The following is a 25,944-nucleotide window of genomic DNA, read 5'->3' as shown; positions in this document are numbered from 1 at the left end:
GCATACGTGCGAACGTGAATCAGCTTCTTGCCAGCCACTGGTCGAGACCGATGCGGCCCAGCCGCGCGTCCCCGAGCGGCACCAGCGACGTTTCCTCGACGCGGCCGCCGTAGTAGCGGGCGTCGCGATCGGTCACCACCGCGCGCGTGTCGCCGACCGACTTCAGGTAGCGCGCGACGATCTCCGCGAACGGCGCGCGATCCGGACCCGCGATCTCGATCGTGCCGTTCTGCGGCCCGGCGAGCGCGGCCTGCGCGACGAGTGCCGACACGTCTTCCGCGGCGATCGGCTGGAACAGTCCGTCGCCGATGCGCACGGTGCCGTCAACCGTGCCGAAATCCGCGATGCCGCCGATGAATTCCATGAATTGCGTCGCGCGCACGATCGTGTACGGTACGCCCGCCGCCTCGATCGCCTGCTCCTGCGCGACCTTGGCCGCGAAATAGCCGTTCTCCGGCATCCGGTCGCAGCCGACGATCGACAGCGCGACGTGATGGCGCACGCCCGCGGCCACTTCGGCCTTGCCGAGATTGCGTGCCGACGTGCGGAAGAAGTCCAGGACCGCCTGCGGTTCCCATGACGGTGCGTTCGCCACGTCCACGACCACGTCCGCGTCCGTCAATGCGTCGGTCAGGCCCTCGCCCGTGATGGTATTGACACCGGTGCGCGGCGATGCGGCAACCGCCCGATGGCCCGCTTCCTCGAGCAGCGTGACGACACGCGAGCCGATCAGGCCCGAACCGCCGATGACAACGATCTTCATCGCAAAATCTCCTGACGAATGGATTGCATGTGAATGCGAGGGGACATGACGGGTGCCGGATCCGGTGAAGGCGGTGATGACCGTCGCATCGCGTGGAGCAATTGTGGAAGAATCATGTCCTATCCATCAGTGCCAAGAATCGTCGATCGGACTGGTCCATGCCGTGTCTGTTCCGTTACCCACGAGGCCGTCATGTCTGCGCAATCCTCCATGCTGACCATCGAAATCGACCGGCAGCATCAGTTGCCGATCTATCTGCAGATCTGTGAGCGGTTCAGAACCGCGATCGCCGCGGGCCACCTGCGTCCGGGCGATCGCGTGCCGGCGTTACGCGGTCTGGCGACGCAATTGAACACGGCGCGCGGCACCGTCGAACAGGCTTACACGATCCTGGTCGACGAGGGATATCTGCAAATGCGCGGCGCGGCAGGCACGTTCGTCTCGCCGTCCCTGCCGAAATCGCTGCCGCGGGCGACCCCCGCGCATGACGACGAATCGGCGGCGCACGTCGACAGCGCCGACGTGCTTCAGGTACCGGGCATGTCGCGCGACAGCCCGCCTCCGCGGCGCGCGCAACCGATCGCCGTCGCGATGAGCGGCGAGCCGCGCCCGTTGCAGCCCGGGGTCCCTGCCCTCGACGCCTTTCCGCGCAAGGTCTGGCACCGCCTCGTGTCGCTGCGCGCGCGCAGCGGCGATCGTGCGCTGCTGGGCTACCCGAATCCGGCCGGTTACAGGCCGCTGCGCGAACACATCGCCACCTATCTGGGGCTGTCGCGCGGCGTCACCTGCGTGCCGGAACAGGTGTTCATCACCAGCGGCTACCGCGCCACGCTGGAACTCGTGCTGCGCAGCCTCGCGCGTCCGAACGACCGCGTCTGGTTCGAGGACCCCGGCTATCTGCTCGCACGCAGTTTCCTCTCCGAGACGGGCGTGCACCTCGTCCCGGTGCCGGTGGATGCCGAGGGAATCGACGTCGAGCGCGGCCTGCAGCTGGACGCGCATGCGCGCTTCGCGCTCGTGACGCCGTCGCATCAGAGCCCGCTCGGGCATACGCTGTCGCTGTCCCGCCGCATCGCGCTGCTGGACTGGGCCGAAAAGACGTCCGGGTGGATCGTCGAGGACGACTACGACAGCGAGTTCCGCTATCTGGGCCGCCCGCTGCAGGCGCTGAAGAGTCTCGACCGGCGCGATCGCGTGATCTATTGCAGTACCTTCAGCAAGGCGATGTATCCCGGCTTGCGGCTCGCGTACGCAGTCGTGCCGGAGCGTGCGGTGGAGCGTGTCGAACGCGTGGCCTGCAGCATGAACGCAGGCTCGCCGGCGCTCCTGCAGGCGGCCCTGGCGGATTTCATCGAACAGGGTCACTTCGCCCGGCACCTGAAGCGCATGCGCACGCTGTATGGCGAGCGCCGCACGCTGATCGTGCACGCATTGCGGCAGGCGTTCGGCAAGCGGCTGATCGTCGACCTGCCGCCTGGCGGCATCCAGTTCGCGGTGCGGTTCACGGTTGGGCCCGAGGGGCCGGTCGACGATGTCACCGTCGCCGCGCGCGCCCGCGAAGCCGGGCTCGCGGTCCTGCCGCTGTCGATCTGGTACACGAACAGCCACACGCAGCAAACGCCACGCGGCCTCATCATCGGGTTCGCGAACATCGCCGACGCGGACGAAGCGCAACGTCACGCACGAGCGCTGCGCGCGTGCCTGGGCCGCTGACGCGCGGCGCGCACCAATCGCGTGAGGCCTTGCGTGCCGGCAACCGCTGCCGCCGGGCGCCTGATTGAAATTCGTGCCGCGTTCCCGATTGGTGTCCAACGGGAAACATACAATCGCCCGGAACGGCCATACCGCCATCCCGCGCGCGCCTCTAGCATGGAAGCGTCTTTCTCCCGTAGACGAACCGGGAATCGGGCTGCACCGGAAGATTGCCGCATTCCTCGGACGATCCTCCGTGCCCGTCATTCCTTGACGACGCTACTTGCCCGGGCGTTCCGGCCCCTTCGCAAGACGTTTCGACGATCGAATGACCGAGGTCGAAGCGTGTCGCTGAATTCGAGCACGCATCATGGATGACAACAAGCTGCAAGCCCCGCCGCTTTCCCTCCTCGACAGGTATCGAGGCCGGGATTTTCAACCGCTTTACACCACGACCGTCACCGTGTCCGGCGGCGAGACCGGACACGGCCGCGCATCCGGCGTCGTCCGCTCGGACGACGGAAATCTCGCCGTCGACTTGCGCCTGCCCACCGAGTTTGGCGGGCCCGGCAACGGGACCAATCCGGAGCAGTTGTTCGCGGCCGGCTTCGCCGCGTGCTTCCACGGCGCGCTCAATCTGCTCGAGAAGCGCGCCGATATGGAAACCCCCGATACCGCCGTGGAAGTGCAGGTTTCATTCGGCCGCGATCCCATGGACGGCGGCTATGCGTTGCTCATCGACGTTCGGGTACGGATGCCGGGCGTCGATCGAAACGTCGCGGAAGAAATGGTTCGAACCGCGGAACGCTTGTGCCCATATGCGAAGATGGCCCGGCAAGGCACCGTCAATATCGTGACCGTCGTCGACTGACCCGGCGCCTGTCGCGCCGCGACAGCGCGTCGTCCGCCGACGGCGTTCGTTGCCGCAGCGGCATGCCCCCCGCCGCGCATCTCGCGACGCGCGCGCGGGGGGCGATCGGTCAATCGAACGACGCCTGCGGGTTACCGGCCGCCAGTGCCTCGGCACGATTCGGTGCCGGCGGATAGATCCATTGCGTGTTGATCATCTGCTTGCGCGCCTTTCCTTCGGCATGCGTCAGTTTGATCTGCCGATCCCAGCCTTCCGAGTACACGGCGCCCCAATCGCCCAGGTCGACGCATGTCGCATAGAACGGCTGCCGGTATTCCAGTGTCGGCACGCCGATCAGATCCGCCGCGACGTTGTGCCCGCCGAATTGCCCCATCACGATCGCGTGCTGGCACGACATCAATGCATAGTGCCCGTCATCGTCGCTGCGCGCCCGCGCCACGTCTCCCGCGACGAATACGTGCGGCGCTTCCGCCGCGCGAAGATCCGGTGTGACCTCGACGCGCCCGAGCGGATCCAGGTGCGACGAGACTTGCGACGTCAGCGGGCTCGCAAGCATTCCGCCCGCCCAGATCACGGTCATCGCCTCGATGTGCATGCCCGACGCGGTACGAACGCCGTCGGCCGCGACCGACACGACGCGCGATCCGAGCACGGCCTCGACGCCCAGCGACGCGAATGCTTCGGCGACATACGGCCGAGGATTCGGGCCGAGATCGGGACCGATGTCGTCCTGCGCGCCGATCACGACGACACGCCCTTTCGTCTGCGGGCCGAACCACTCGCGCAAACGCTTGGGCAACTCGGTGGCAACCTCGATACCCGTAAAGCCGCAGCCGACCACCGCGACCGTATTGCGTGCCGGCGATTCCGGCAGTTTCGCGAGCGCCGCGAAGTGGTCGTCGAGCGCGACGGCGTCCTCGATGCGATCGACCGAAAACGCGTGTTCCGCGAGCCCCGGCACCGGCGGCTTGCCCAACCTGCTGCCGCTCGTCAACAACAGCCTGTCATACGCGAGCAGACGTCGCTGGCCGTTGGCGCACGCGACACTGACCGTCTTCTCGCGGACGGAAATCTCCTCGACGCTACCTTCGAGAAACTTCACGCCGACCGCATCGAGCAGCGGCAGCAACGGTGCGGCCATCCGCTGCGGCTCGCTTTCGTACAGCCGCGGCCGGATCTGCAGTTCCGGTTTCGGGGAGATCAACGTGATCTCGACGTCGCCGCTCGTCACACCGGCACCATCCAGCACGCGCGCCGCGCCCAGTGCGCCCCACACGCCGGCAAAACCGGCACCCACTATCAGGATCTTCTGCGACATGATCATTGCCCTCGGTTGATGTCGATGGCGGCAACTCGCCGCGCGAAGTCATCCTAGGTCGACACGGCATTGCGCAGTAGATCCGCAGTCGTGCTCACGATGTTGCCGCTTCGGCACCAATCCATCACACGCCGCACTGATCGATCGCGGGCATGATGTCGACGAACGATCGCACGCGACTCGAACGCCGTCTTCGTCACCCACCTGACTCAACGATGAGGCAAATAAAATGCACATGGGGAAATCGTACAAACTGTCGGAGTTCCTGATCTGGACGCGCTGGAAAATTTACGAGCTGCTCGTTTTCGGTTCCGTTCCGGTTGTCCTGTACAAGTTTTTCTCCGTTACGTGGCTGTCGATCCCCCTGACGATCGTGGTTCTGCTCGGAACTGCGACGTCGTTCATCGTCGGCTTCAAGAACGTCCAAACCTACAACCGCGCAATGGACGCGCTGGACATCTGGACGGATATCCTGAGCACGAGCCGGCGCTGGGGCCAATTCGTCCGCGACTTCGTCACCGATGACGAGATCGCCCGAACACTCGTCGATCGCCACCTGGCGTGGCTGACCGCGCTGCGCTACGACCTGCGCCGCCCGCGCATCTGGGAAAGCACGAACAAACGCTACAACGCAGAGTACCGCCGGTTCTATCGTGTTCCGGAGTGGGAAAAGGACATCAGCGAATTGTTGCCGAAGTACCTCTCCTCGACCGAAACGGAACAGTCGCTCTCCTCGGCTTGCATCGCAACGTTCGTGCTGAGCCTGCAGGGCACTTCGCTCCGGACGCTTCACATGGCCGGGCATCTGAATTCGAACTTTTACATGGAGCTTCAGAAAACCGTCGGCGATTTCATCGATCTCCAGGCAAGATCGGAACGCTTCAAGAACTTTCCCTACCCGCGTCAGTATGCGACCGTCAGCTCCCTGTTCGTCCGGTTTTTCTGCCTGTCGCTTCCGTTCGGTCTTCTGAACGAATTCAACCGGTTGAACGATAGCGTCAGCGGTTTCATGCACGGCAACATGGTCTGGCTGGTCGTGCCGTGCAGCGTCGCCGTTTCCTGGATGTACACCTCGCTCGAGCAGGTTGGCGAAAGCACGGAGAACCCGTTCGAAGGCGGCGCCAACGACGTGCCCATTTCGACGCTGTGCAGCACGATCGAGCGCGATCTGAAAGCGATGCTCGGTGAACATGCGCGCGATCCGTCGAGCCGCACCATCATCGCGCTGTAGCGCGTCACACGTTTTTCGTTTCGCCATCCTCCGTTCGTCGATTGTTGTCGCCGAGACAACATGATGAGGTCCGTCGCGACGCTACTGCCGCACGAGCACATCGCCTACGCTTGGCGATGACGGTGGCCGTGCATGCATGCCCGATCCCCTCCGGGAAACGGACACGACACCGCAAGTGCAACGTGCGACCCGCGCGGCCGTCTGCGCCGCGTCGCGTCGTCGCGCGTCATTGGCCGCGGCAGCCAAGGCTGTTGCCATGGGTGTGACCCAGCACCTCATCAACCGAGGAACGATCCGTGACAGAAGAAGACATCCGCAGCAACGCATTCGCGATGCCCGTGCACAACCCGGCGTATCCGCGTCCGCCCTTCCGCTTCGTCAATCGGGAGTATTTCATCATCTCGTACGAGACGGACATGGACGCCCTCCGGGCCGTCGTCCCGGAACCTCTGACGGTCGACCAGGCCGTCGTCCATTACGAGTTCATCCGGATGCCCGATTCGTCGGGATTCGGTGACTACACCGAAAGCGGTCAGGTGATCTCCGTTCTTGACGAGGACGGCACGCGAGCCAATTTCACGCATGCGATGTACCTCGACGACGAAGGCCCCATCGCCGCCGGACGGGAAATCTGGGGATTTCCCAAGAAACTGGCGTCGCCGCGGCTCTGCGTCGACGGCAAGGACACGCTGCTCGGCACGCTCGACTACGGCACGCAGCGCATCGCCACCGGAACGATGGGTTACAAGTACCGCGCGCTCGACACGGAAGCCGAGCGCCGCAAGCTCGCCGGCACGCCCAACTATCTGCTCAAGGTCATTCCGCACGTCGACGGCACCGCGCGCATCTGCGAACTGGTGCGCTTCTTCCTGCGCGATGTCGACGTGATCGGCGCATGGGAGGGGCCTGCCGCGCTCGAACTGCATCCGCATGCGCTCGCGTCGGTTGCCGACCTGCCGGTTCGCAAGGTGATCGGCGCGCGCCACGTCATCGCACATCTCACACTCGATATCGGCGAAGTGGCCCATGACTACCTCGCCCCCGCCGCGTCGCTGAAGCTCGCGGTCAACCAGTAAACCTCCGGAGGACGTATGGCACTGAATGACAAGGTCGCGCTCGTGACGGGCGCGGCAAGCGGTATCGGCGATCTGTGCGCACGCAAGCTAGCAGCGGACGGCGCCACGGTCGTGATCGCCGATCTGAACCTCGCGGCCGCGCGCAAGGTTGCGGACGATATCGTCGCGAGCGGAGGGAAGGCGTTGGCGATCGCGATGGACGTCACCAGCGAGGAAGCCGTCGATGCGGGCATGGCCGAAACGGTGAACCGGCTGGGCGGAATCGACGTGCTCGTGTCGAACGCCGGCATCCAGATCGTCAACCGGATCGAGGACTACGCATTTTCCGACTGGAAGAAGATGCTGGCCATTCACCTGGACGGTGCATTCCTGACAACGCGTGCCGTCATCAGGCACATGTACGCGTCGAACAAGGGCGGCACGGTGATCTACATGGGCTCGGTGCATTCGCACGAGGCCTCGCCGTTGAAGTCCGCCTACGTGACCGCGAAGCACGGGCTGCTCGGTCTCGCGCGCGTCGTCGCGAAGGAAGGCGGGCCACGCGGCGTACGCGCCAATGTCGTGTGCCCGGGCTTCGTCAGGACGCCGCTGGTCGACAAGCAGATTCCGGAGCAGGCGAAAGCGCTGGGCATCTCCGAACAGCAGGTCGTCAAGGACGTGATGTTGAGAGAGACCGTCGACGGCGAATTCACGTCGGCGGCCGATGTCGCGCACACGGTTGCGTTCCTGGCCGGCTTCGAGTCGAACGCGCTCACCGGACAATCGATCGTCGTCAGCCACGGCTGGTTCATGCAGTAAGGAGAACACCATGTATTCGAGCCAGCGTAACAAGCTGAAGCAGCCCCATCGCATCAAGCTGCCCGCGTATGACGAAATCGGACTCGTGCTGCAGGGTGGCGGCGCACTCGGCTCCTATCAGGCCGGCGTGTATGAAGGCATGGCCGAAGTCGGCGTGGAGCCGACGCGAATCGCCGGCATATCGATCGGCGCGCTGAATACGGCGATTATCGCCGGCAATGCGCCGGCGGACCGCACGGATGCACTCCGCGGCTTCTGGAACACCATCAGTCAGCCGGGCGATCCGCTCGCTCACGTCGGCGCGTGCATGTCGGCGTGGCCCGGGCTTGCCGACGTGGGGCGCAGGTGGTCGAGCGCATGGGCCGCCACGCGAACGCTGATGGAAGGCCAGAACGGATTCTTCTCGCCGCGCACGCACGTGCCTTTCGCCGGATTCGGCGCAAAGCGTCCCGATCAGGTCAGCTACTACGACACGTCGGCGTTGCGTGAAACGCTCCTGCGGTACGCCAACTTCGACCGCATCAACGACGGAAACATTCGCGTTTCCGTCGGAGCGGTCAACGTGCGAACGGGCAATCTCGTCTATTTCGACAATACGAAAATGCGCCTGGCGCCGGAGCATTTCATCGCGTCCGGTGCGCTGCCGCCGGGCTTTCCGGCCGTCGAGATCGATGGCGAGTTCTACTGGGACGGTGGCCTCGTTTCCAATACGCCGCTCACCGAGATCATCCGCGAAAGCCAGCACAAGGACACGCTCGTCTTCCAGCTCGATCTGTGGAGCTCGCGCGGCAAGTTGCCGGGCAACTTCCTCGATGTCAGCGAGCGCACCAAGGACATTCAGTATTCGAGCCGCACGCGCGCGATCACCGCGTTCATGTCGCAGAACCAGAAACATGCGCAGATGATCAAGGCGCTGCTCGAACACATTCCGGAACACGTGCGGCTTGCCCACCCGCTGCTGCGGGAAGCTCAGAAAACGGCGGATGGCAGTGCCGTGAACGTGGTGCACCTGATCTACAAGAACAAGACGTTCGAGGGGCACTACAAGGACTATGAGTTCAGCAAGGACACGATGCGCGAGCATTGGGCGAGCGGTCTCGAGGATATTCGCCGTTCGTTCGGACACCCGGAGTGGTTCGAGATTCCGAGCCGGGAAATCGGCTTCGTCACGCGAGACGTGCACCGCTATCGGCACGACGTGGACGAAGCCGGCAGCCTCGGCAAGCATGCTTCTCCCGCGGAACAACTGCCGCCTGAGAAGGAATCGTCCGTCGCCGGGTAACCCGTATCGACGCCAGCCGCGGGTGAGCCGGGCGGTCGACCGCGTGCCGGCGACGCGTGACCGGCGGCCCGCCTGCTCTGTTCCCGACTCGCGGTACCGCCCTTGCAGGACCGCTTCAGGCGGAGCCATGACCGATCGTCGAGATCGCGCATGCGCCCGCCTCAAGGAGAGCACCATGATGTCGCATGAAATGATCGCGCGGTACGGCACGTTGATCGTATTCCTGAACGTTCTCGGGTCGTCGCTCGGCCTGCCGCTGCCTGCCATTCCGACCTTGGTCACGGTAGGCGCAGGCATCGCGCTCGTGACCCATGTCGCGTCGTCGACGCTCCTGCATTTCTCGACGATACTCGCCGCCGCCGTGGTTGGCGGCCTGCTCGGCGACCTGGTCTGGTACCAGGGTGGAAAACGGTACGGCAAGCGCACGCTTCACACCGTCTGCAAACTGACACCGTCGCGCGACGCGTGCGTCAGGACGACGGAGCGCTTCTTCGGGCGTTGGGGCGTTCGCGTGCTCGTGATCGCGCGGTTCGTACCCGGCCTGTCACTCGTGGCCGTTCCGCTATGCGGCGCGATGGCCGTCAGGTTGCGCGCCTTTATCTTGCATGACTGCGTCGGCATTGCGCTGTGGGCGTCGATCGGTCTGGCCGTCGGCACACTGTTCGCCTCGCAGATCGACGCGGTCTTCGCCCTCGTCACCCGTCTTGGCTGGCATGTGCTCATCGTGATCGGCATCGCACCGGCGTTGTATCTTCCGTATCGCCACTGCCGCCGACGGATGCTGGCAAGCGCCCTCGGGAAAGCGCGGATCAGCGCGGGTGAACTGCATGCGTTGCTCGCGAGCAATCCGCGGCCGGCCGTGATCGATATCCGTTCCGCCGAGCGAAGAATGCTCGATCCGTTCGTCATCCCGGGCGCGGTGATCGGCGATGAACGCAAGCCGCGCCAGATCATGGAGCGCTATGGCACGAACCGGACGCTCGTCATCTATTGTGCGTGCCCGCACGAAACGTCTGCCGTGTCGGTGGCCAGGCAGTTGCGCCTGTCCGGTGTCAAGCTCGCGTTACCGCTCACCGGCGGTATCGATGCATGGCGCGTCGCGGGCTTCGACGTGGAACCGATGGTCGCGATGAACGACGCGGCAATCGCCCCGGAAGAGCGGAAAGCCTTCACGTATTGACGCCGTGGCGCGCCCGCGTTCCCGGGCAGCGCGGTATCGCACCGTTGGCGGCCTGTCGGGCCGCCGATTCGCCTGGCGACGGACAACACCTCCATGGCGCCTCCATCGGCTCACGCAGCGAGTGCCGGACCTCGGCATCGCGACCCACGCTAGCCGGGTTTCACGCCTCTTCTTGGTCATATCGTCGGCGGACCTGACATCCTCTCCCGACCACAGTTGCGCCATGCGGCGACTGCGCCGCTTGTCTCGAACCCGGGGGCCAGACGATCTGTCGATCGCGTAACGGATAAAGCGTTCCTTCCGCCGTTGCGCGCCTGGCGGGCACATTCCCCGACACAGACAGTGAGATCGGCGTAACGGACGTTCGACGTCAGCACGCTTGGTACGCCATCCGGCGCGTTTCCGTGATGACGAAGGCACTGGTTGGCCCCGGACGGCTTGATCAGTTTGACGAAGCGTTTGACGCAAGGTGTGGCCGCTTCCTGCAACGACCCGCCCGGTCCGCCGAATGCGACCGCATGGTGTCCATCATTTTGACGGACACCATGCCGACATCGATCTTCAAGGGTTTGGCGCATCCCGGCTCGGCGGCGTGCGAGCGATCGCCACCGCGCGACGCCAACGGCCTCGTTCAGTGACCGCCTGCCGCGATCCCGCCGCCGCTGCCCTTGCCCGGCCGGGTGAGCCAGACCAGCGGAATGATCACGATGAAGATGATCGACGACAACCAGAAGATGTCGTTCAGCGCGAGCATCGCAGCCTGTGCATTCAGCGTGCGTTCGAAAAACGCCGACGCCTGATCGACGCCGCCGCCGAGCGTCGCCTGGAGCTGCGTGACGGCACTCGTGTAAGCGGGGTTGTTCACGCTCGATTGCTCGGCGAGCCGCGCATGATGCAGGATCGTCCGGTCGTTCCATCCGGTCGCGATCAGCGAGGTGCCGACACCGCCCGCGAACACGCGCACGAAATTCGACAGCCCGGCGGCGGCCGGAATCCGGTCGGGCGCGAGGCCCGACAGAATGATCGCGGTAAGCGGCGTGAAAAAGAGCGCCATCGGAATACCCTGCAACAGGGTCGGCAGCACCAGCGTGTAGGGGTCGACGCCCGTCGTGTAACGCGAGCGCATGAAGAACACGCCCGCGAAACCCACGAAGGCCAGCGTCGCGAGCACCCGCGCGTCGGACTTCGGCATGATCTTCGCCATCAACGGTGCGAGCAGCACGGCGAAGATCCCGAGCGGCGCCGTCACGAGTCCGGCGTCCACCGATCGATAGCCGAGATAGCCCTGAATCCATTGTGGCAGGATCACGAGGTTCGAGAAGAATACCGCGTATGCGACCGAGATCGCGATCGTGCCGCCGCGGAAGTTGCGCACCGCGAACAGGCGAATGTCCACGATCGGGTTGCGCGCCGTGAACTCCCAGATCAGGAAGAACAGGAAGCTGACGGCCGCAATCACGGCAAGCGAGCAGATCACGGGCGAGCTGAACCAGTCCAGATCCTTGCCCTTGTCGAGCATGATCTGCAGCGTCGCGACCCATACGACCAGCGACATCAGGCCGACTTTGTCGATGGGCAGCTTGCGCACCTGCGTCTCACGGTCGCGATAGATCATCCACGTCACGCCGGCCGCGAACAGGCCGACCGGAATGTTGATGTAGAAGATCCACGACCAGCTGTAGCTGTCGGTGATCCAGCCGCCCAGCGCGGGACCGGCGATCGGGCCGACCGTCGCGGTCATCGACCAGAGCGCGAGCGCGGTCGAGCTCTTCTCCTTCGAATACGAACCCAGCAGGATCGCCTGCGAAAGCGGAATCAGCGGCCCCGCGACGGCGCCCTGCAATACGCGCGCGGCGAGCAGCACGAGCAGGTTCGGCGCGATGCCGCACAGCCACGACGAGAACACGAACAGCACGATCGCGGCCACGAACAACCTGATCTGCCCGACGCGCTGCGTGAGCCATCCGGTCAGCGGAATTGCGACGGCATTGGCCGCCGAGAACAGCGTGATCACCCACGTGCCTTCGTCGACGGATACGCCGAGGTTTCCGGAGATGGTCGGAATCGCCACATTGGCGATCGACGAATCGAGCACGTTCATGAACGTCGCGAGCGCGACGGCGAGCGTCGCCAGCACCAGCTTTCCGCCCGTCAGCGGTGGCGGCGCGGGTTGAGTCGAGGAATTCATCTTGCTCACACTCCGAAGGTCGACCGCGCCGGCACATCGTTCCGGCCAGTCGGATGATTGAATCGACCGGAACGCGACTGCAACGCGCATCCGGGTCGACGGTTCAACTCGCGCGCCGCGTCGTGTCGCGCGGGCCCTTTGCATCGCGCGTGGCGGAAGCCGTCGGTTCGCCGCCACGCGCCGTCGTACCCGCACGCCCGATGACGATGTTGCGCGCGATGATCTTCTCGATCTCGGCGTCCGCCTGTGCGCCGTATTCGGCAAACACGTCCGTGCGATATGACGTGTTCGTCGCCGCGCCGAGCTGCGGGCCCGTGTCGTCGCGCGTATCCACGTCGACGTCCATCGACAGTCCGATGCGCAGCGGATGCGCGTCGAGTTCCTTCGGGTCGAGCTGGATGCGCGCGGGCAGTCGCTGAACGATCTTGATCCAGTTACCTGTCGCGTTCTGCGCGGGCAGGCTCGCGAATGCGCTGCCCGTGCCCGCCGAGAAGCCGACCACGCGGCCGTGATACCTGACCTTTCCGCCGTACACGTCGGCCGTCAGCGTGACGGGTTGACCGATGCGCATGTTGCGCAACTGGCTTTCCTTGTAGTTCGCGTCGACCCACACGCCGTCGAGCGGCACGATCGCCATCAATGGCATGCCGGGCGACACGCGCTGGCCGACCTGAACCGAGCGCTTCGCGACATAGCCGGTGACGGGCGCGGGCAGCACGTTGCGCGCGTACGCCAGATACGCGTCGCGTACCTTCGACGCGGCCGCCTGCACGTTCGGGTGCTGATCGATCGTCGTGCGGTCGGTCAATGCGCGGTTGGCCTCCGCCTGTCGACGCGCGGCGTCGAGCGCCGCCCGCGCGGCCGCCACGGTGTCGCGCGCGTGCGCGATGTCCTCGGCCGACACGGCTCCCGTATCGGCGACGGCCACGCGACGACGCAGGTCCTCCTGGGCTCGCACGAGATCGGACTGCTTCTGCGCGACGTTCGCGGCATACAGATCGTCGTTCACGTAGAGACTGCTCACTTGCCGCACGGTCTGACCCAGCGCCGCTTCGGCGTTGCCGAGCGCGACTTTCGCATCGGCGGCGTCAAGCGTGACGACGGGTTCCCCCGCCTTCACGATCTGCGTATCGTCGGCGTTCACGGCAACGACGGTACCCGCCACCTGCGGCGTCAGTTGCACGAGATTGCCGCTGACGTACGCATCGTCGGTGGATTCGTGGTAGCGCGCGAACGTCAGGTAGTACGCGGTGTAGGCAACCGACGCCGCCACGACCGTCACGCCGAGCAGCGCCAGCAGCAGCCGGCGGCGGCGCGTCGCGTCTTCGCTTGCGACATCGTCGCCTCCCGACGGCGACGTATCACGATTCACGCGGGGTGTGTCGACCGGCTTGCGTACCGGGGGATCGATTTCGCTCATTTCAATTCTCCAGGCAGATTCGATGGATCGCCGCTCAGCGCGCGGCGACAGCGGGCACGGCCGATACGCGCGCATCGGCATGTGCCACGGTGCCCGCGCCTGCGAATGACGCGTCGACGAAGCCGCCGCCCAGCGCGGACGCGAGCGCAATCTGACGATCGCGGCGGTCCATGCGCAGATTCGCGACGCGCTGATCGGCGGAAAGTGCGTTGACGTCGGCGTTCAACACGGTCAATTGATTCGTGAGACCGGCCTTGTACTGCACGAGCGCCAGCGCGGCCGCCTTCAGCGCGGCTTGCTGCGCGGTCTGCGCATCGACCAGCTGTGCGTCCGTCGAACGCACGTCGGCGACTTGCGTCGCGACTTCGCTCAGCGCGGTGACGAGCGCCTGGTTATAGGTCGCGACGGCGAGATCGAAGTCCGCATAGCGCCCCTTCAGTTGCGCACGGAGTGCGCCAGCGTCGAAGATCGGCAGGTGGATGGCCGGTCCGACCGACGCGGTGCGGCTCGCTGCCGTCAGGAAACGGCCGAAGCCGAACGCATCGAGTCCTATCGCGGCGCTCAGGTTGATGTCCGGATAGAACTCGGCCTTCGCTTCCTTCACGCCGTGCGCGAGCGCATCGACACGCCATCGGGCAGCTACGATGTCGGGGCGCCGGCTCACGAGATCCGCAGGCAGATTGTCGGGCAGGCGTACCTCGTTGCCGGTGCCGAGCGTCGGGCGCGCGATCCCCAGGCCGCGATCGGGACCGGCGCCAACCAGCGCGGCAATCTGGTAGCGCGCCGCGAGGATCCGGCCGTCGAGCGATTTCAGCAACGCACGGCTGGTCGCGAGATTCGCACGGGCGGTCTCTCGCTCGACCTGCGTATCGAGCCCGGTCGCGATTCGGCCCGCGGCGATGCGATCGATCTGCTCGCGCCGGGCGATCTCCCGCTGCGCGATGTCGTGCAACAGGAACAGGCGTGCAAATTCGTTGTAGGTACGCGCGATCGCGGTCGTGAGCGTCAGCCTGACCGCTTCCGCGTCGGCGCGGCTCGCCTGCAGATCGGACACCGACGCGCGCAGCGCCTCGCGTTTCTTGCCCCAGAGGTCGAGCTCGTACGAAGCGCCCAGGATGCCGCGGTTCTCCGTCTGCCATGACCCGCCGTACGGCGGCGGCACGAGCGCCGTTCCGGAAAACTGCTGGCGCGTGAGCGCGTAGCTGGCGTCGACGCGCGGCATCGTCCCCGCTCGCGCGGATTCGCTGTAGGCCTGCGCGGCCGCCACGCGTGCACGCGCCTGATCGAGCGTCGGGCTGCTGTTGAGTGCCTCGTCGATCAAGGACTTCAACTGGCCGTCACCGAACTGATCGGCCCAATCCGCGGTCGGCCAATGTCCTTGCTCGAACGGCAGGCTCCATTGCGTTGCGTAATGCTGTGGATCGATCATCGCCGCATCGCCGTGAATGCCGGCGTAGTTCGCGCATGCCGACAACGCCGATGCGACGATCACCGGCACGCCGGCTCGGGACACGCGCGATCCATACCGCCACGCGGTTGAAAGCATGGTCGTCGCGCGTCCCTTCACGAGCGCGATCAATGTCCGGATGCCGATCCATGGATTCAGCAAGCCGCGGCGTACCTGCCCGCTGTGACCGACACCGCACACGCACCAGCTGCAGAAGTGCTCGCAGTTGTTCGTCAGGAGCCGATAGTGGTCCTCGCCGAGGCGCGACCAGGCCCGCTCGACGACAGCGATTCCGGTATAGATGGCGTCCGGATCCGCCTGAACACGGATGCCGTTTCCCGCCGCGAAGCGACGCAACGGGATGCATTCCACCGGACACCGCCTCGCGGAACGATCGAAGCCGCCGTAGTGAACAACCAGGCCGTCTCCCACGTAGATGCCGTGATGCACATACCCGTCGCGCTCGCTGACGAGATGCGCGCCAGCGTCGATGTTGGGTTCCGTACGAATCGGTACGTGCGAAAGTGTCGGCCAATCGATATTCAAAGTGTCCATCGCGAGCCTCCGATTACGTAGGTGTGCCGCATGTCGCGTCACCGATGGGTTGCCTGCATGCGCGAACCGAAGGTCGGCCCGCATTCCCGTGCCGTCATACTAGGATCCGCACTCACGCGCAGGTAGACCCGCATCGGAACACTTTCCCGTTCCTCATCGGCACCAATCGGCTGCGTCCCCGCGGTCGTGGAACGCTCGATGCGAGCGACATCCGCCGCTCTCGCCGCATTGGTGCGAAGCGGGAAACACCATGCATCCCTGAACGATCTGGTCCGACGATCCGTCTTTGCCTAGCATGCAAGAGCGCTGGGGCCATCGTTCGGATGACGGTCGTGGGGAACGGCCCGCAGGCAAGCGTTGCACCGTTGCGCCGATTCGCTTCGGGAAACGACGCGCCGCGCCGATCCGCAGGGCTCGGAACACTCGCGCCGATCAATACACGCAACCGGGAGGAATATGGAGAACGAGAGGTTGCAACCTCCGCCGCTGACGCTGCTCGACAAATACCGCGGACGAGAATTCGCGGCGCTCTACACGACCACGGTCACCGTATCCGGCGGCCAGTCCGGTCATGGCCGTGCATCGGGCGTCGCACGATCCGACGACGGCTGTCTCGCCCTCGATCTGCGATTGCCGACCGAACTCGGCGGCCCGGGCGGCGGGACCAACCCCGAACAACTTCTCGCTGCCGGCTACGCCGCGTGCTTTCACGGCGCGCTGAGCCTGCTCGCGCAACGCGACCGGATCGACATCCGGGAAGCGACCGTCGCTGTCGAAGTGACGTTCGGTCGCGATCCGGTCGATGGCGGATATGCGCTGACCGCCAACGTCACCATCCGCATGCCGGGCGTGAACCGGCATGTCGCGGAGCGTCTCGTCCGGGACACGGAGCGCCTGTGCCCCTATTCGAAGATGGCGCGGCAGGGAATCTGCAATGTCGTCGCCGTGTCGACGTGATTGGTGCCGAAGCGGCAACAGAGTGCGCACGTTCCCGGTTCTACCGGCCCGCTGGACCGGCTATTACGATGGTTGACAGGCAGGTCGTGCGATGCATCGCCATGCGCACGGCCACTCGTGCCACTTTCACCAATCAGGAGAACGGATCATGACGCAACGTATCAATTATTTTCAGCAATCGCCGGATCTGACCAGGAAACTCGTCGAACTCGACGGGTTGCTTCAGAAGACGACGATCGAGGTTCCGGTGCGCGAGCTCGTCGAGATTCGCGCGTCGCAGCTCAACGGCTGCGCGTTCTGTGTCGACATGCACATCAAGATGGCGAAGATTCATGGCGAGCGTGAACTGCGCGTGCATCACGTCGCGATCTGGCGCGAGTCGCCGCTGTTTTCGCCGCGCGAGCGCGCCGCGCTCGAATGGACCGAGGCACTGACGCATCTCTCGTCGCATGGCGTACCGGACGATCTCTACGAACGCGTGCGGGCCCATTATTCCGAGAAGGAACTGTCGGATCTCACCGTCCTCGTGGGTGCGATCAACTGCTGGAACCGGCTGAACGTCGCGTTCCGCGTCGTGCCCGGCTCGTTCGACAAGATGTTCGGGCTCGACAAGGCCAACCTGGAGTAACGACATGAAACGCATCGTGTTCGCACTTGCACCGCTTGCGCTGTCGCTGCTGATGCCCGTTCAGCCGGTCGCCGCCGCACCGCAAGCCAAGGTCACGCAACTGACAACGGAACCGTTGCCCGAGTATCCGGGCAAGGAAGTCGAGATGATCATCGTGGATTATCCGCCAGGCAGCGTCGACCCGATCCATCGCCACGACGCACACGCATTCGTCTATGTGCTCGACGGCAGCATCGTAATGGGCCTGAACGGCGGCAAGACGGTCACGCTCCATGCCGGCGACACGTTCCACGAGGGCCCGGAGGACGTGCACACAGTTGGACGAAACGCCAGCAGCACGAAGCCGGCAAAATTCGTCGTGTTCCTGATCAAGAACAAGGGCGCCCCCGTCCTCACGCCAGTGAAATAGCGGGACCGTCGTCGAGGCCCGGCAGCGCCGGGCCCGCCCCGTACGTTCAACCTGCCGGAGGCGCGCTCAGGCGCGCCGGACGAAATTGGGCGACGCCCGAGCGTGGCGTCCGTGTGGCACCCGTTCGGCGTGCCCCGTCTCGACGATCGCCGCCCTCGGTTGATCGCCGGGTATACTCCCCGCCAGTATCCGCATATACTCCCCCCCAGTTTGATGCCAGCGCGTAAGAGCCAACATGCGGCCGGAGCACGGATGCGGGCTCCCGCATCCGTGCGTTGCGATGAAAGGCAGATCGATTCTTCAGCGGATTGCAGCCGTGCATGGCGCGCTCAAAGGGTCGATGATGGAGCCTCGGCGCAAAGACGCACCCGATCTGATGCACGCAGGAAAGTCGATCCGAACCGTCGTTCAACTGAAGCAACGAAGAGGAGCATGAACATGTCCGTCGCCATTCATCCCGCTGTCGATCAAGGCATTCAGAAGGGAGCCGCCGAATTCGCGGGCGGTACGCTGCGCTGCCTGTGCACGCAGGATCCGGTCGAGGTTCGGGTCGACGCCCAGGTCGCGTTCAATCACGCGTGCGGCTGCACGAAGTGCTGGAAACCGGCTGGTGCGCTGTTTGCAGTCGTGGGCGTCGTGCCGCGCGACAAGGTCACCGTGACCGCGCACGGCGAGAAACTGCGGGTCGTGGACGACAAGGCGCTGATCCAGCGCCACGCGTGCACCGCCTGCGGCACGCATCTGTTCGGGCGAATCGAAAATGCCGATCATGCGTTTTACGGCCTGGACTTCATCCATACCGAACTGTCGCAGGATGTCGGCTGGGACGGCCCAGGCTTCGCCGCGTTCGTATCGTCGATCATCGAGAGCGGCACGCCGCCGTCGTTGATGGCGGACGTGCGCGACACGCTGCGCGGCAAGGGACTGGAGCCCTACGATTGCCTGAGCCCGGCGCTGATGGACATTCTGGCAACGCATACGGCCAAGGCCAAGGGGACGTACCGGGAGGCGTGAAGGCGCGGCGCCACGGCCGGCGCGCGGCACGCGTCGTCGTCGCGCCGGTCGTCCGTCGGGTCGGCGATGACGACGAAACCGTGCGCGATCTTCAGTGCAAGTCATGGCGCCGCGAACGGGCGCCATGATCGAACAACCTTCCTGATGCGCCATGCCGCCCTGGCGCTCAGGCGCGACCGCCCCCCTCCACACGCGGGGCGTCGCCGACCATCGTGACGAGAACCAGCGCGGCAATCAGGCCCAAGTGCTCGAAGAAGCTGTTGAGCGCCATGAAATGTTCGACGCCCGAGCGGTTCCAGAAATCGTTCGCCACGACCATCGCGACGAGCGTCAACATGCCGAGGCTGCCGGCGCCGAGCCACGTGAAGCGGCGAAACACCACGCAGAGCGAACCACCGATCTCGACTGCGATCGCGAGCACCGCCCACAGCGCGGCCGGGTGCAGGCCGAAATGCGCCTGCTCGGCCACCGCTTCGTCGAAATGCATCGCCTTGTTGATGCCGCCGATCAGAAACGCGGAGACGAGTGCAAGCCGCACCAGCGCACCGATCCACGGCTGCGCGAGCAGCACGCGGACCCATGCCGGGTTGCCGTAGAAGGTGCGCGTCGACATGTCAGATCGCCCAGCACGAACAGCCGAAAGCGCCCCAGAAGCCCTTCGCGTCGGACGTCGGCAATGCGCTTGCCCATGCACCCGCGTGCGCATGCTGGTGCACGTTGCAGGCATTCGCGCAACCGCACATCGCTGCGGCCGCCGCCCGTTGCAGCGGTGCGCCGTTGCGCTGCGTCGCGCCCCAGCCGCCATAGCCGCCGTACTCGCGCACGGGCGACCAGTCCGGCATCGCGGGCGGAATCGGCACGTCGTGCGACGCGAACGGCCCTGCGCCCCATACGATCTTTCCGCCGACCACGGTCAGCAATGCGGTCGTGCCCGCGATGTCGTCCTCGGCGCACGCGAAGAAATCGCGATCCGGGACCACCAGGTCGGCAAGCTGCCCGACGGCCACACGCCCTTTCTTCCCTTCCTCGTTCGAGAACCACGTCACGTATTCGGTCCACATGCGCAGCGCGGTCTCGCGATCGAGCAGGTTGCGCTGCGGATACATGCGCAGGCCGCCGACCGTCTTGCCCGTCACGAGCCATGCGAGCGACACCCACGGGTTGTACGAGGCAACACGCGTCGCGTCGGTGCCGGCCGAAACCTTGAGCCCCTTGCCGAGCATCTTCGCGACGGGCGGCGTTGCTTCAGCCGCCTGCGCACCGTAGCGCTCGACGAAGTATTCGCCCTGGTACGCCATCCGGTGCTGCACCGCGATGCCCCCGCCCAGCGCCGCAATACGATCCATCGATTTTTCGGTGATCGTCTCCGCGTGATCGAAGAACCAGTTCAGCCCTTCCAGCGGGATGTCCTTGTTGACCTTCTCGAACACGTCGAGCGCGCGGCTGATGGTTTCGTCGTAGGTCGCGTGCATGCGCCACGGCCAGCGGTTCTGCGCGAGCACGCGCACGACGCCTTCGAGATCGTCCTCCATCTGCGCGGGCAGGTCCGGACGCGCGACGCGGAAGTCCTCGAAATCCGCCGCCGAGAACACCAGCATCTCGCCCGCGCCGTTGTTGCGGAAATAGTCGGTGCCGTCGTGATACTTGGTGCTCTTCGTCCAGTTCACGAAGTCTTCCTTCTCGGCGTTCGGCTTCTGCGTGAACAGGTTGTACGCGATCCGGATCGTCATCTCGCCCGCATCGTGCAGCTTGCGGATCACTTCGTAATCGTCGGGGTAGTTCTGCGAACCGCCGCCCGCGTCGATCACGCCGGTCACGCCGAGACGGTTCAGTTCGCGCATGAAATGGCGCGTCGAGTTGTACTGATATTCGAACGGCAGCTTCGGCCCTTTCGCGAGCGTCGCGTAGAGGATCGTCGCGTTCGGGTTCGCGAGCAGCAGGCCCGTCGGGTTGCCCGCGGCATCGCGCAGGATCGTGCCGCCCGGCGGCTCGGGTGTGTCCTTCGTATAGCCGACCACGCGCAGCGCGGCCGCGTTCAGCAGCGCGCGGTCGTACAGGTGCAGGATGAACACCGGCGTATCGGGCGCAGCTGCGTTGAGTTCGTCGATCGTCGGCAGGCGCTTCTCGACGAACTGATGTTCGGTGAAGCCGCCGACCACGCGCACCCATTGCGGCGCAGGCGTGATCGCGACCTGCCGCTTGAGCATGTCCATCGCGACCGCGAGCGAAGGCACGCCGTCCCAGCGCAGCTCCATGTTGTAATTCAGGCCGCCACGAATCACGTGGCAGTGATTGTCGATCAGGCCCGGCAGCACGGCGCGGCCCCCGAGGTCGACGACCTTGGTCGCACGGCCGGCCAGCGGCATGACGTCCGCCTCGTTGCCGACCGCGACGAAGCGGCCCGCGGCGATCGCCACCGCCGTCGCGGTGGGGTTTGCGCGGTCGAGAGTCGTGAACCTTCCGTTGTGAAGGATCAGATCCGGTTGGGACTCGGTTGCGGTCATATACATCACCTCGATTCGGTCAGAAGCCAAAGAGCTGTTTGAGGGTGGGGATGACCTGCACGCCGATCACCATGCCGAGCAGCCCGACCAGGGCAATCAGCGGCGGTGCCGGAGAGCGGACCTTGATTGCGCTGTAAATGACACCGATCAGCAAGCCCGCACCAAGGGAAACCAGATAAGGTTCCATACGATCAATTTCTCGGACAGGTTGGAATGCAGGCCCTAGGTCCTGGCAAACGCCTGGCGGACGGCATCGTGAATCGTCACGTTCCACCGTCCGCGTCGACGCATCGCCGAGGCGGCGCGTCCGGATCGAACACGCCGCTTCGGCATCGACAGTCGCTGACTGTCCGCGCTTACTTCGCCGGCACGGCCGGGATCGACTCGTGCGGCGTCGCGGTGCGCGGCGCGGCCTTGTGGACCATCGTGTACGCGTAGTCGACGCCCATGCCGTACGCACCCGAATGTTCCTTCGCGATCGCCATCACGGCGTCATACGTCTCGCGGTGTGCCCAGTCGCGCTGCCACTCGAGCAGGACCTGCTGCCACGTCACCGGCACCACGCCGGCCTGGATCATCCGTTGCATCGCGAAGTCGTGCGCGTCCTTCGACGTGCCGCCCGATGCATCGGCCACCATGTAGATCTCGTAGTCGCCTTCTAGCATCGCGCAGAGCGCGAACGTCGTATTGCAGACTTCGGTCCACAGGCCCGAGACGACCACCTTCTTGCGACCGTTCGCGGCCAGCGCGTCGCGCACCTTCTGGTCATCCCACGAGTTCATCGACGTGCGTTCGAGCGTCTTCTGGTTCGGGAACACGTCGAGCAGTTCGGGATAGGTGTGACCCGAGAAGCTGTCGCTTTCGACGGTCGTGATCGTGGTCGGGATGTTGAATACCTTCGCGGCCTTCGCGAGCCCGACGACGTTGTTCTTCAGCGCCTGACGATCGATCGACTGCACGCCGAATGCCATCTGCGGCTGCTGGTCGATGAAGATCAGCTGGCTGTTATGGGGGGTGAGTACTTCAAGCTTCGGATTGCTCATGGCGGTCATGTCCTTTGACGCGGAGAAAAATTTGCCTGCCTCGCCGGCAAGCGGGAGGCGCCCAATGCGCTGTGCCGGAAGGTTCGCCTGCCAGCCGTTGTCATTCAACACGCGAATCGATGGTAATGCCACTTAATCAATTCTATTAATAAAATCCCTAAATTCAGGCCTTAAAAGATCTTAAAAACCGCAGAATTCAACGGTCACATCAGAAAAGACCTGCTAGGCTATCGAATGAATTCATGCTCGTCTCCGGATCGGTAGTTATCCGTATTTTTCACACGGTTGTCATTCACTTGTCTCTGAATCATGAAGCCGTACATTTCATCGCTGCTTGCCGGAATGCTCGCCGGCGCTGTCTACTACCTGATCGGCGTGCCGTCGCCTGCTCCGCCCACGATCGCGCTGGCCGGCCTGCTGGGCATTCTTGCCGGCGAACAGATCCTGCCGGTCGCACGCCGGATGCTCGGAGGGATTCATCTGAAAACCGCGTGGAACGAGGCGAAGTGCAGCCAGCACATGTTCGGCGCGCTGCCCGGCGCCCAGGCATCCGATGCCGCCGCGAAGAAACCTCAATAGACACCGTCGTACCCCAAGCTGATCGACCGGATTCGCGCAGGCAGATCGGCACGCCAACCGATCTACCGACGCCGACGGCACGCGGGTACGCAAAAACGCGCAGCACCCGCGAAACGCGGCCCCGGTCGGCACGGCTCCCCCCGTGTGCCGACGCTCCGGAGACGGCACACACCACCAATACCGATCGGACGCCGCAACCGCGAGCGGCAATCCTGCGCGGACAGGATGGTGCCCCGGCTCCGATTCACGGACGAATTGTTCCGAATCGTATTGGACTCGGCGGTGCTTGGCGATAACATGGCAGGCCGACGCCCCCGTGGAATTCATCATGAAGCTGTCATTCGAAGCGCTCGAGGCACTGGACGCGATCGACCGCACCGGCACGTTCGCCGAAGCCGCGGAGCTCCTGCACCGCGTACCGTCCGCGCTGACTTATCTCGTACAAAAGCTCGAAAGCGACCTCGACGTCGCACTGTTCGACCGGAGCGGGCGCCGCGCGAAGCTCACGCACGCGGGTCGCGTAGTCGTCGAAGAGGGCCGCCGGCTGCTGCATGCCGCCGAACAGCTCGAACTCAAGGCGCTGCGTGCCCAGCAAGGCTGGGAAACCGAGGTTCGCATCTGCATCGACGAGATCCTGCCGTTCGAGGCGTTGTGGCCCTACGTGCATGCGTTCTACGAACTCGAGATGAACACGCGGCTGCGCCTGTCCACCGAAGTCCTCGGCGGCACCTGGGATGCGCTGATTTCGCGCCGCGCGGATCTCGTCGTCGGCGCGGCGGGCGAGCCGCCGGAACTGCCGGACATCGTCGCGCGGCCGATCGGCACGATCCGGCATGTGTTCGCCGTCGCCCCGACCCATCCGCTCGCGGCGCTGCCCGAACCGCTGTCGATGGCGTCGGTCGTCGAGCATCGCGGCGCCGTCATCAGCGACACCTCTCGCGAACTGCAGCCACGCTCGGTCGCCGTCGACGCCGGGCAGCCGTATCTCGCGGTCCCCACGCTCGCCGCAAAGCTGGCCGCGCAGTGCGAAGGACTCGCGGTGGGCACACTGCCGGATTGCATCGCGGCACGCGCGATCGCGGAAGGCAAGCTCGTCGCACGCAAGGTGACCGGCATGCGCGACACGACGCATTGCTATATCGCGTGGCGCGGCGACGAGGCCGGACGCGCGTTGCACTGGTGGGTCGAGCAGCTCGCCCACCCCGATCTCGTCGACCGCTTCACCGCGCTCGCCTGATTCCGCCGCCCGTCGGCTGCGCCCGTCGATCGAACGTGTCCCCAAGATCTCCCGCCGCATCAGCCGAACGAATCGTGCAGGCGCTTCATCTCCTTCTCGAGCCATTCGATCAGGTTGAACGACGCGTGCGCCTTCGCGGCCGGCGGGATCATCATCTTTTCCTCGGTCGCGATGTGTTCGGTCAGGGATTCGCACATCAATCGTCCGAGTTCCGGCTTCCTCGCGATCAGCGGCGTCAGGTCGCGGCTGCTCAACTGATAGGCCGTCACCGCGGTCACGGCATAGACACTCGCATGAAGTTGCGTGCCGGCCAGCACGACGGACTGGCCGATCGCGTCGCCGGGCGCCATCCGCCTGACCTCCATGTCGCCCGTCGCGCCCGGCACGAACACCGATGCGACGCCGGACCCGACGATCGTCAGCAGGCGCGTATCGGAATTCGACGCGTAGATCACCTCCCCTTTGTGGAATACGCGAGACGCCAGCGCGTCGGCCAGCACCGCCAGATCCTCGTCACCGAGTTGCCGGAAAAGCTCGACCGCGCGCAGCAGCCGTTGACCGCGCGACACCGGTCGGTGCGCCGCGGCCGTTCCGCCAAGCGGGCGCAACGCGATGTCCGCGGCGGCCAGATGCCGGTGGGCCAGATCGTAGAGCCGGTTACGCACCGCCACCTTTTTTTGCAGCGCGTCGACGTAACAGACGAGTTCGTATTCGACGGAGTTGGTCCTGAATGCCTTGACCACCGCGACTGGCGCGGGGCTGGCCAGCACGTCGAGCGAACTGGAGGCAGCCCGGTCGAGCGCATCGACGACGACGGCCGGCCGCACTTCCGGATCGATCTCGATCGTCAGCGTCACGCCGTGCACGCTCGGCGGTTCGCTCAGGTTGACGATCGTCGCCTTCGCCGCGGTGCTGTTCGGCACGACGACCAGGTTGCCGAGGCTATTGATCATCTTGGTCGCGCGCCAGTTGCTTTCGACGATCCGCCCTTCCAGCTCGCCGATGGCCACCGTATCGCCCAGGCGAAACGGCTGGGTGGTATTCAGGACGAGGCCCGAGAACACGTCGTTCAGCGTGTTCTGGACGGCCAGGCCCAGGATCACGGCCACCGCGCCCGAGGTCGCGACCAGGCCGCTCAGCGGCAGACCCAGGACATATCCCAGCGCAGCCACCGCGGCCGCACCGAACACGGCGCCTGCGGCGATGTCATGAAACAGCCGCTGGTTGCGCCACGCGCGCGGCAGCAGCAGATGGTCGAGCATCAGGCTGAACACCAGCGCGCACTGCAGCCACCACGCGACACCGATCGCCTGGATCGCCAGCCGGTCGAACCGGTCGGGCGACGCCGGCACCGCGAGCGGGCTCACGCCGGTTGCGAACAGCACATAGGTCAGCGCGGCGAACGACGCACAGCGCCAGACCGCTTTCGTCGTCGAACGGCCTGGCCCGAGCAACCGCCATGCAACGAGGTCGGCAACGACGATCGGCGCGCCGTAAGCGACCGTGACCGACAGGTTCAGCATGCCGGAACGGGCCGCGTGCGCGTTGCGCGACGGGCGGGGAATCCGCACGATCGCATGGCGCGCTACCCGATCCGGCGAGCGGCCGCCGGCAACGAATCGTGGCGAGAAAGGTCGGACTGGACAGGTTTCATGCGGTAGTCGTTCGATGACGCGCGAAGTCGCGGCGGCAACGCGAGTGTCGCTGCCGCCCCGCGCTGGCATTCAGTGGCGTCGCGACATCGATGCTGCG

24 protein-coding genes are annotated in these 25,944 nt (G+C 65.2%); 14 read left to right on the top strand and 10 right to left on the bottom strand.

What is annotated here, in order from left to right; translation table 11 throughout:
- Positions 1–19 precede the first annotated feature (19 nt).
- Entirely contained in the window at positions 20–763 is a 744-nt protein-coding gene (locus LGM71_RS25580; protein WP_059606219.1) for an SDR family oxidoreductase, read from the bottom strand.
- 192 nt (positions 764–955) lie between these two features.
- Here LGM71_RS25580 and LGM71_RS25575 point away from each other — a divergent pair, with 192 nt between their 5' ends.
- Complete coding sequence (locus LGM71_RS25575; protein ID WP_174911030.1) at positions 956–2,476, top strand: PLP-dependent aminotransferase family protein; 1,521 nt, start codon at positions 956–958, stop codon at positions 2,474–2,476.
- Positions 2,477–2,825: 349 nt separating this feature from the next.
- The gene (locus tag LGM71_RS25570; protein ID WP_124902555.1) at positions 2,826–3,326 is read left to right on the top strand and encodes an Ohr family peroxiredoxin; all 501 of its coding nucleotides are present in this window, start codon (positions 2,826–2,828) and stop codon (positions 3,324–3,326) included.
- Between the two features lie 109 nt (positions 3,327–3,435).
- On the opposite strand, the gene LGM71_RS25565 is transcribed toward LGM71_RS25570, so the two are convergent.
- Positions 3,436–4,644 (bottom strand): NAD(P)/FAD-dependent oxidoreductase, encoded by a 1,209-nt coding sequence (locus LGM71_RS25565; protein ID WP_124627214.1) that lies wholly within the window; start codon positions 4,642–4,644, stop codon positions 3,436–3,438.
- A 229-nt stretch (positions 4,645–4,873) separates the two neighbouring features.
- On the opposite strand from LGM71_RS25565, the gene LGM71_RS25560 reads away from it, so the two are divergent.
- The 6 genes from LGM71_RS25560 (at position 4,874) to LGM71_RS25535 (ending at position 10,849) form a co-directional block, all read left to right on the top strand.
- On the top strand, positions 4,874–5,875 hold the full coding sequence (locus LGM71_RS25560; RefSeq protein ID WP_226117199.1) for a bestrophin family protein: 1,002 nt from the start codon (positions 4,874–4,876) through the stop codon (positions 5,873–5,875).
- A gap of 296 nt (positions 5,876–6,171) precedes the next feature.
- Complete coding sequence (locus LGM71_RS25555) at positions 6,172–6,951, top strand: acetoacetate decarboxylase (protein ID WP_124627218.1); 780 nt, start codon at positions 6,172–6,174, stop codon at positions 6,949–6,951.
- Positions 6,952–6,966: 15 nt separating this feature from the next.
- Positions 6,967–7,749, top strand: coding sequence for a 3-hydroxybutyrate dehydrogenase (locus tag LGM71_RS25550; protein WP_124902551.1), 783 nt, complete (start codon positions 6,967–6,969; stop codon positions 7,747–7,749).
- Positions 7,750–7,759: 10 nt separating this feature from the next.
- A complete protein-coding gene (locus tag LGM71_RS25545) occupies positions 7,760–9,031 on the top strand; it encodes a DUF3734 domain-containing protein (RefSeq protein WP_226117197.1) in 1,272 nt (423 codons plus the stop codon).
- A 22-nt stretch (positions 9,032–9,053) separates the two neighbouring features.
- On the top strand, positions 9,054–10,211 hold the full coding sequence (locus tag LGM71_RS25540; protein WP_226117194.1) for a VTT domain-containing protein: 1,158 nt from the start codon (positions 9,054–9,056) through the stop codon (positions 10,209–10,211).
- 407 nt (positions 10,212–10,618) lie between these two features.
- A complete protein-coding gene (locus LGM71_RS25535; RefSeq protein ID WP_226117186.1) occupies positions 10,619–10,849 on the top strand; it encodes a hypothetical protein in 231 nt (76 codons plus the stop codon).
- On the opposite strand, the gene LGM71_RS25530 is transcribed toward LGM71_RS25535, so the two are convergent.
- The 3 genes from LGM71_RS25530 to LGM71_RS25520 form a co-directional block, all read right to left on the bottom strand.
- Positions 10,843–12,399, bottom strand: coding sequence for a DHA2 family efflux MFS transporter permease subunit (locus tag LGM71_RS25530; protein ID WP_059606346.1), 1,557 nt, complete (start codon positions 12,397–12,399; stop codon positions 10,843–10,845). The genes LGM71_RS25535 and LGM71_RS25530 overlap by 7 nt on opposite strands.
- Before the next feature lie 103 nt (positions 12,400–12,502).
- Positions 12,503–13,819, bottom strand: a complete 1,317-nt coding sequence (locus tag LGM71_RS25525; protein ID WP_226117183.1) for an HlyD family efflux transporter periplasmic adaptor subunit — start codon at positions 13,817–13,819, stop codon at positions 12,503–12,505.
- Between the two features lie 34 nt (positions 13,820–13,853).
- Complete coding sequence (locus LGM71_RS25520; RefSeq protein WP_319000403.1) at positions 13,854–15,821, bottom strand: efflux transporter outer membrane subunit; 1,968 nt, start codon at positions 15,819–15,821, stop codon at positions 13,854–13,856.
- A gap of 456 nt (positions 15,822–16,277) precedes the next feature.
- Here LGM71_RS25520 and LGM71_RS25510 point away from each other — a divergent pair, with 456 nt between their 5' ends.
- From LGM71_RS25510 to gfa, 4 genes are all read left to right on the top strand, one after another.
- On the top strand, positions 16,278–16,778 hold the full coding sequence (locus LGM71_RS25510) for an Ohr family peroxiredoxin (protein WP_059606204.1): 501 nt from the start codon (positions 16,278–16,280) through the stop codon (positions 16,776–16,778).
- 148 nt (positions 16,779–16,926) lie between these two features.
- A complete protein-coding gene (locus tag LGM71_RS25505) occupies positions 16,927–17,406 on the top strand; it encodes a carboxymuconolactone decarboxylase family protein (protein WP_059606201.1) in 480 nt (159 codons plus the stop codon).
- 4 nt (positions 17,407–17,410) lie between these two features.
- Positions 17,411–17,815 carry a cupin domain-containing protein gene (locus LGM71_RS25500; RefSeq protein WP_226117176.1) on the top strand — a complete coding sequence of 135 codons (405 nt, stop codon included), beginning with the start codon at positions 17,411–17,413 and terminating at the stop codon, positions 17,813–17,815.
- A gap of 438 nt (positions 17,816–18,253) precedes the next feature.
- Entirely contained in the window at positions 18,254–18,829 is a 576-nt protein-coding gene (gene gfa, locus LGM71_RS25495; protein WP_059606341.1) for an S-(hydroxymethyl)glutathione synthase, read from the top strand.
- A 166-nt stretch (positions 18,830–18,995) separates the two neighbouring features.
- Here the strand turns inward: gfa and LGM71_RS25490 are convergent, their stop codons facing one another.
- The 4 genes from LGM71_RS25490 to LGM71_RS25475 all read right to left on the bottom strand — a co-directional run bounded on the left by LGM71_RS25490 (position 18,996) and on the right by LGM71_RS25475 (position 22,376).
- Complete coding sequence (locus LGM71_RS25490; RefSeq protein ID WP_226117174.1) at positions 18,996–19,442, bottom strand: DoxX family protein; 447 nt, start codon at positions 19,440–19,442, stop codon at positions 18,996–18,998.
- A gap of 1 nt (position 19,443) precedes the next feature.
- Positions 19,444–21,333, bottom strand: coding sequence for an amidohydrolase (locus tag LGM71_RS25485; protein ID WP_226117168.1), 1,890 nt, complete (start codon positions 21,331–21,333; stop codon positions 19,444–19,446).
- Positions 21,334–21,352: 19 nt separating this feature from the next.
- A complete protein-coding gene (locus LGM71_RS25480; protein ID WP_059606194.1) occupies positions 21,353–21,520 on the bottom strand; it encodes a DUF1427 family protein in 168 nt (55 codons plus the stop codon).
- A 169-nt stretch (positions 21,521–21,689) separates the two neighbouring features.
- Positions 21,690–22,376, bottom strand: coding sequence for a hydrolase (locus LGM71_RS25475; RefSeq protein ID WP_124627236.1), 687 nt, complete (start codon positions 22,374–22,376; stop codon positions 21,690–21,692).
- 309 nt (positions 22,377–22,685) lie between these two features.
- Between LGM71_RS25475 and LGM71_RS25470 the strand changes: the two genes are divergently transcribed.
- Both LGM71_RS25470 and LGM71_RS25465 read left to right on the top strand, forming a co-directional pair.
- Positions 22,686–22,955: a XapX domain-containing protein gene (locus tag LGM71_RS25470; RefSeq protein ID WP_174910995.1), complete on the top strand. Its 270-nt coding sequence runs from the start codon at positions 22,686–22,688 to the stop codon at positions 22,953–22,955.
- A 328-nt stretch (positions 22,956–23,283) separates the two neighbouring features.
- Positions 23,284–24,192 carry a LysR family transcriptional regulator gene (locus tag LGM71_RS25465; RefSeq protein WP_226117166.1) on the top strand — a complete coding sequence of 303 codons (909 nt, stop codon included), beginning with the start codon at positions 23,284–23,286 and terminating at the stop codon, positions 24,190–24,192.
- A gap of 59 nt (positions 24,193–24,251) precedes the next feature.
- Here LGM71_RS25465 and LGM71_RS25460 read toward each other — a convergent pair whose 3' ends face one another.
- Complete coding sequence (locus tag LGM71_RS25460; protein ID WP_226117164.1) at positions 24,252–25,763, bottom strand: mechanosensitive ion channel domain-containing protein; 1,512 nt, start codon at positions 25,761–25,763, stop codon at positions 24,252–24,254.
- Positions 25,764–25,944 lie beyond the last annotated feature (181 nt).

It is taken from the genome of Burkholderia sp. AU33545 (assembly GCF_020419685.1).
GTDB classification, from domain to species: domain Bacteria; phylum Pseudomonadota; class Gammaproteobacteria; order Burkholderiales; family Burkholderiaceae; genus Burkholderia; species Burkholderia diffusa.
The sequence above is the reverse complement of the archived record's forward strand: the minus strand, read 5'-3'. Positions and strand labels throughout refer to the sequence as shown.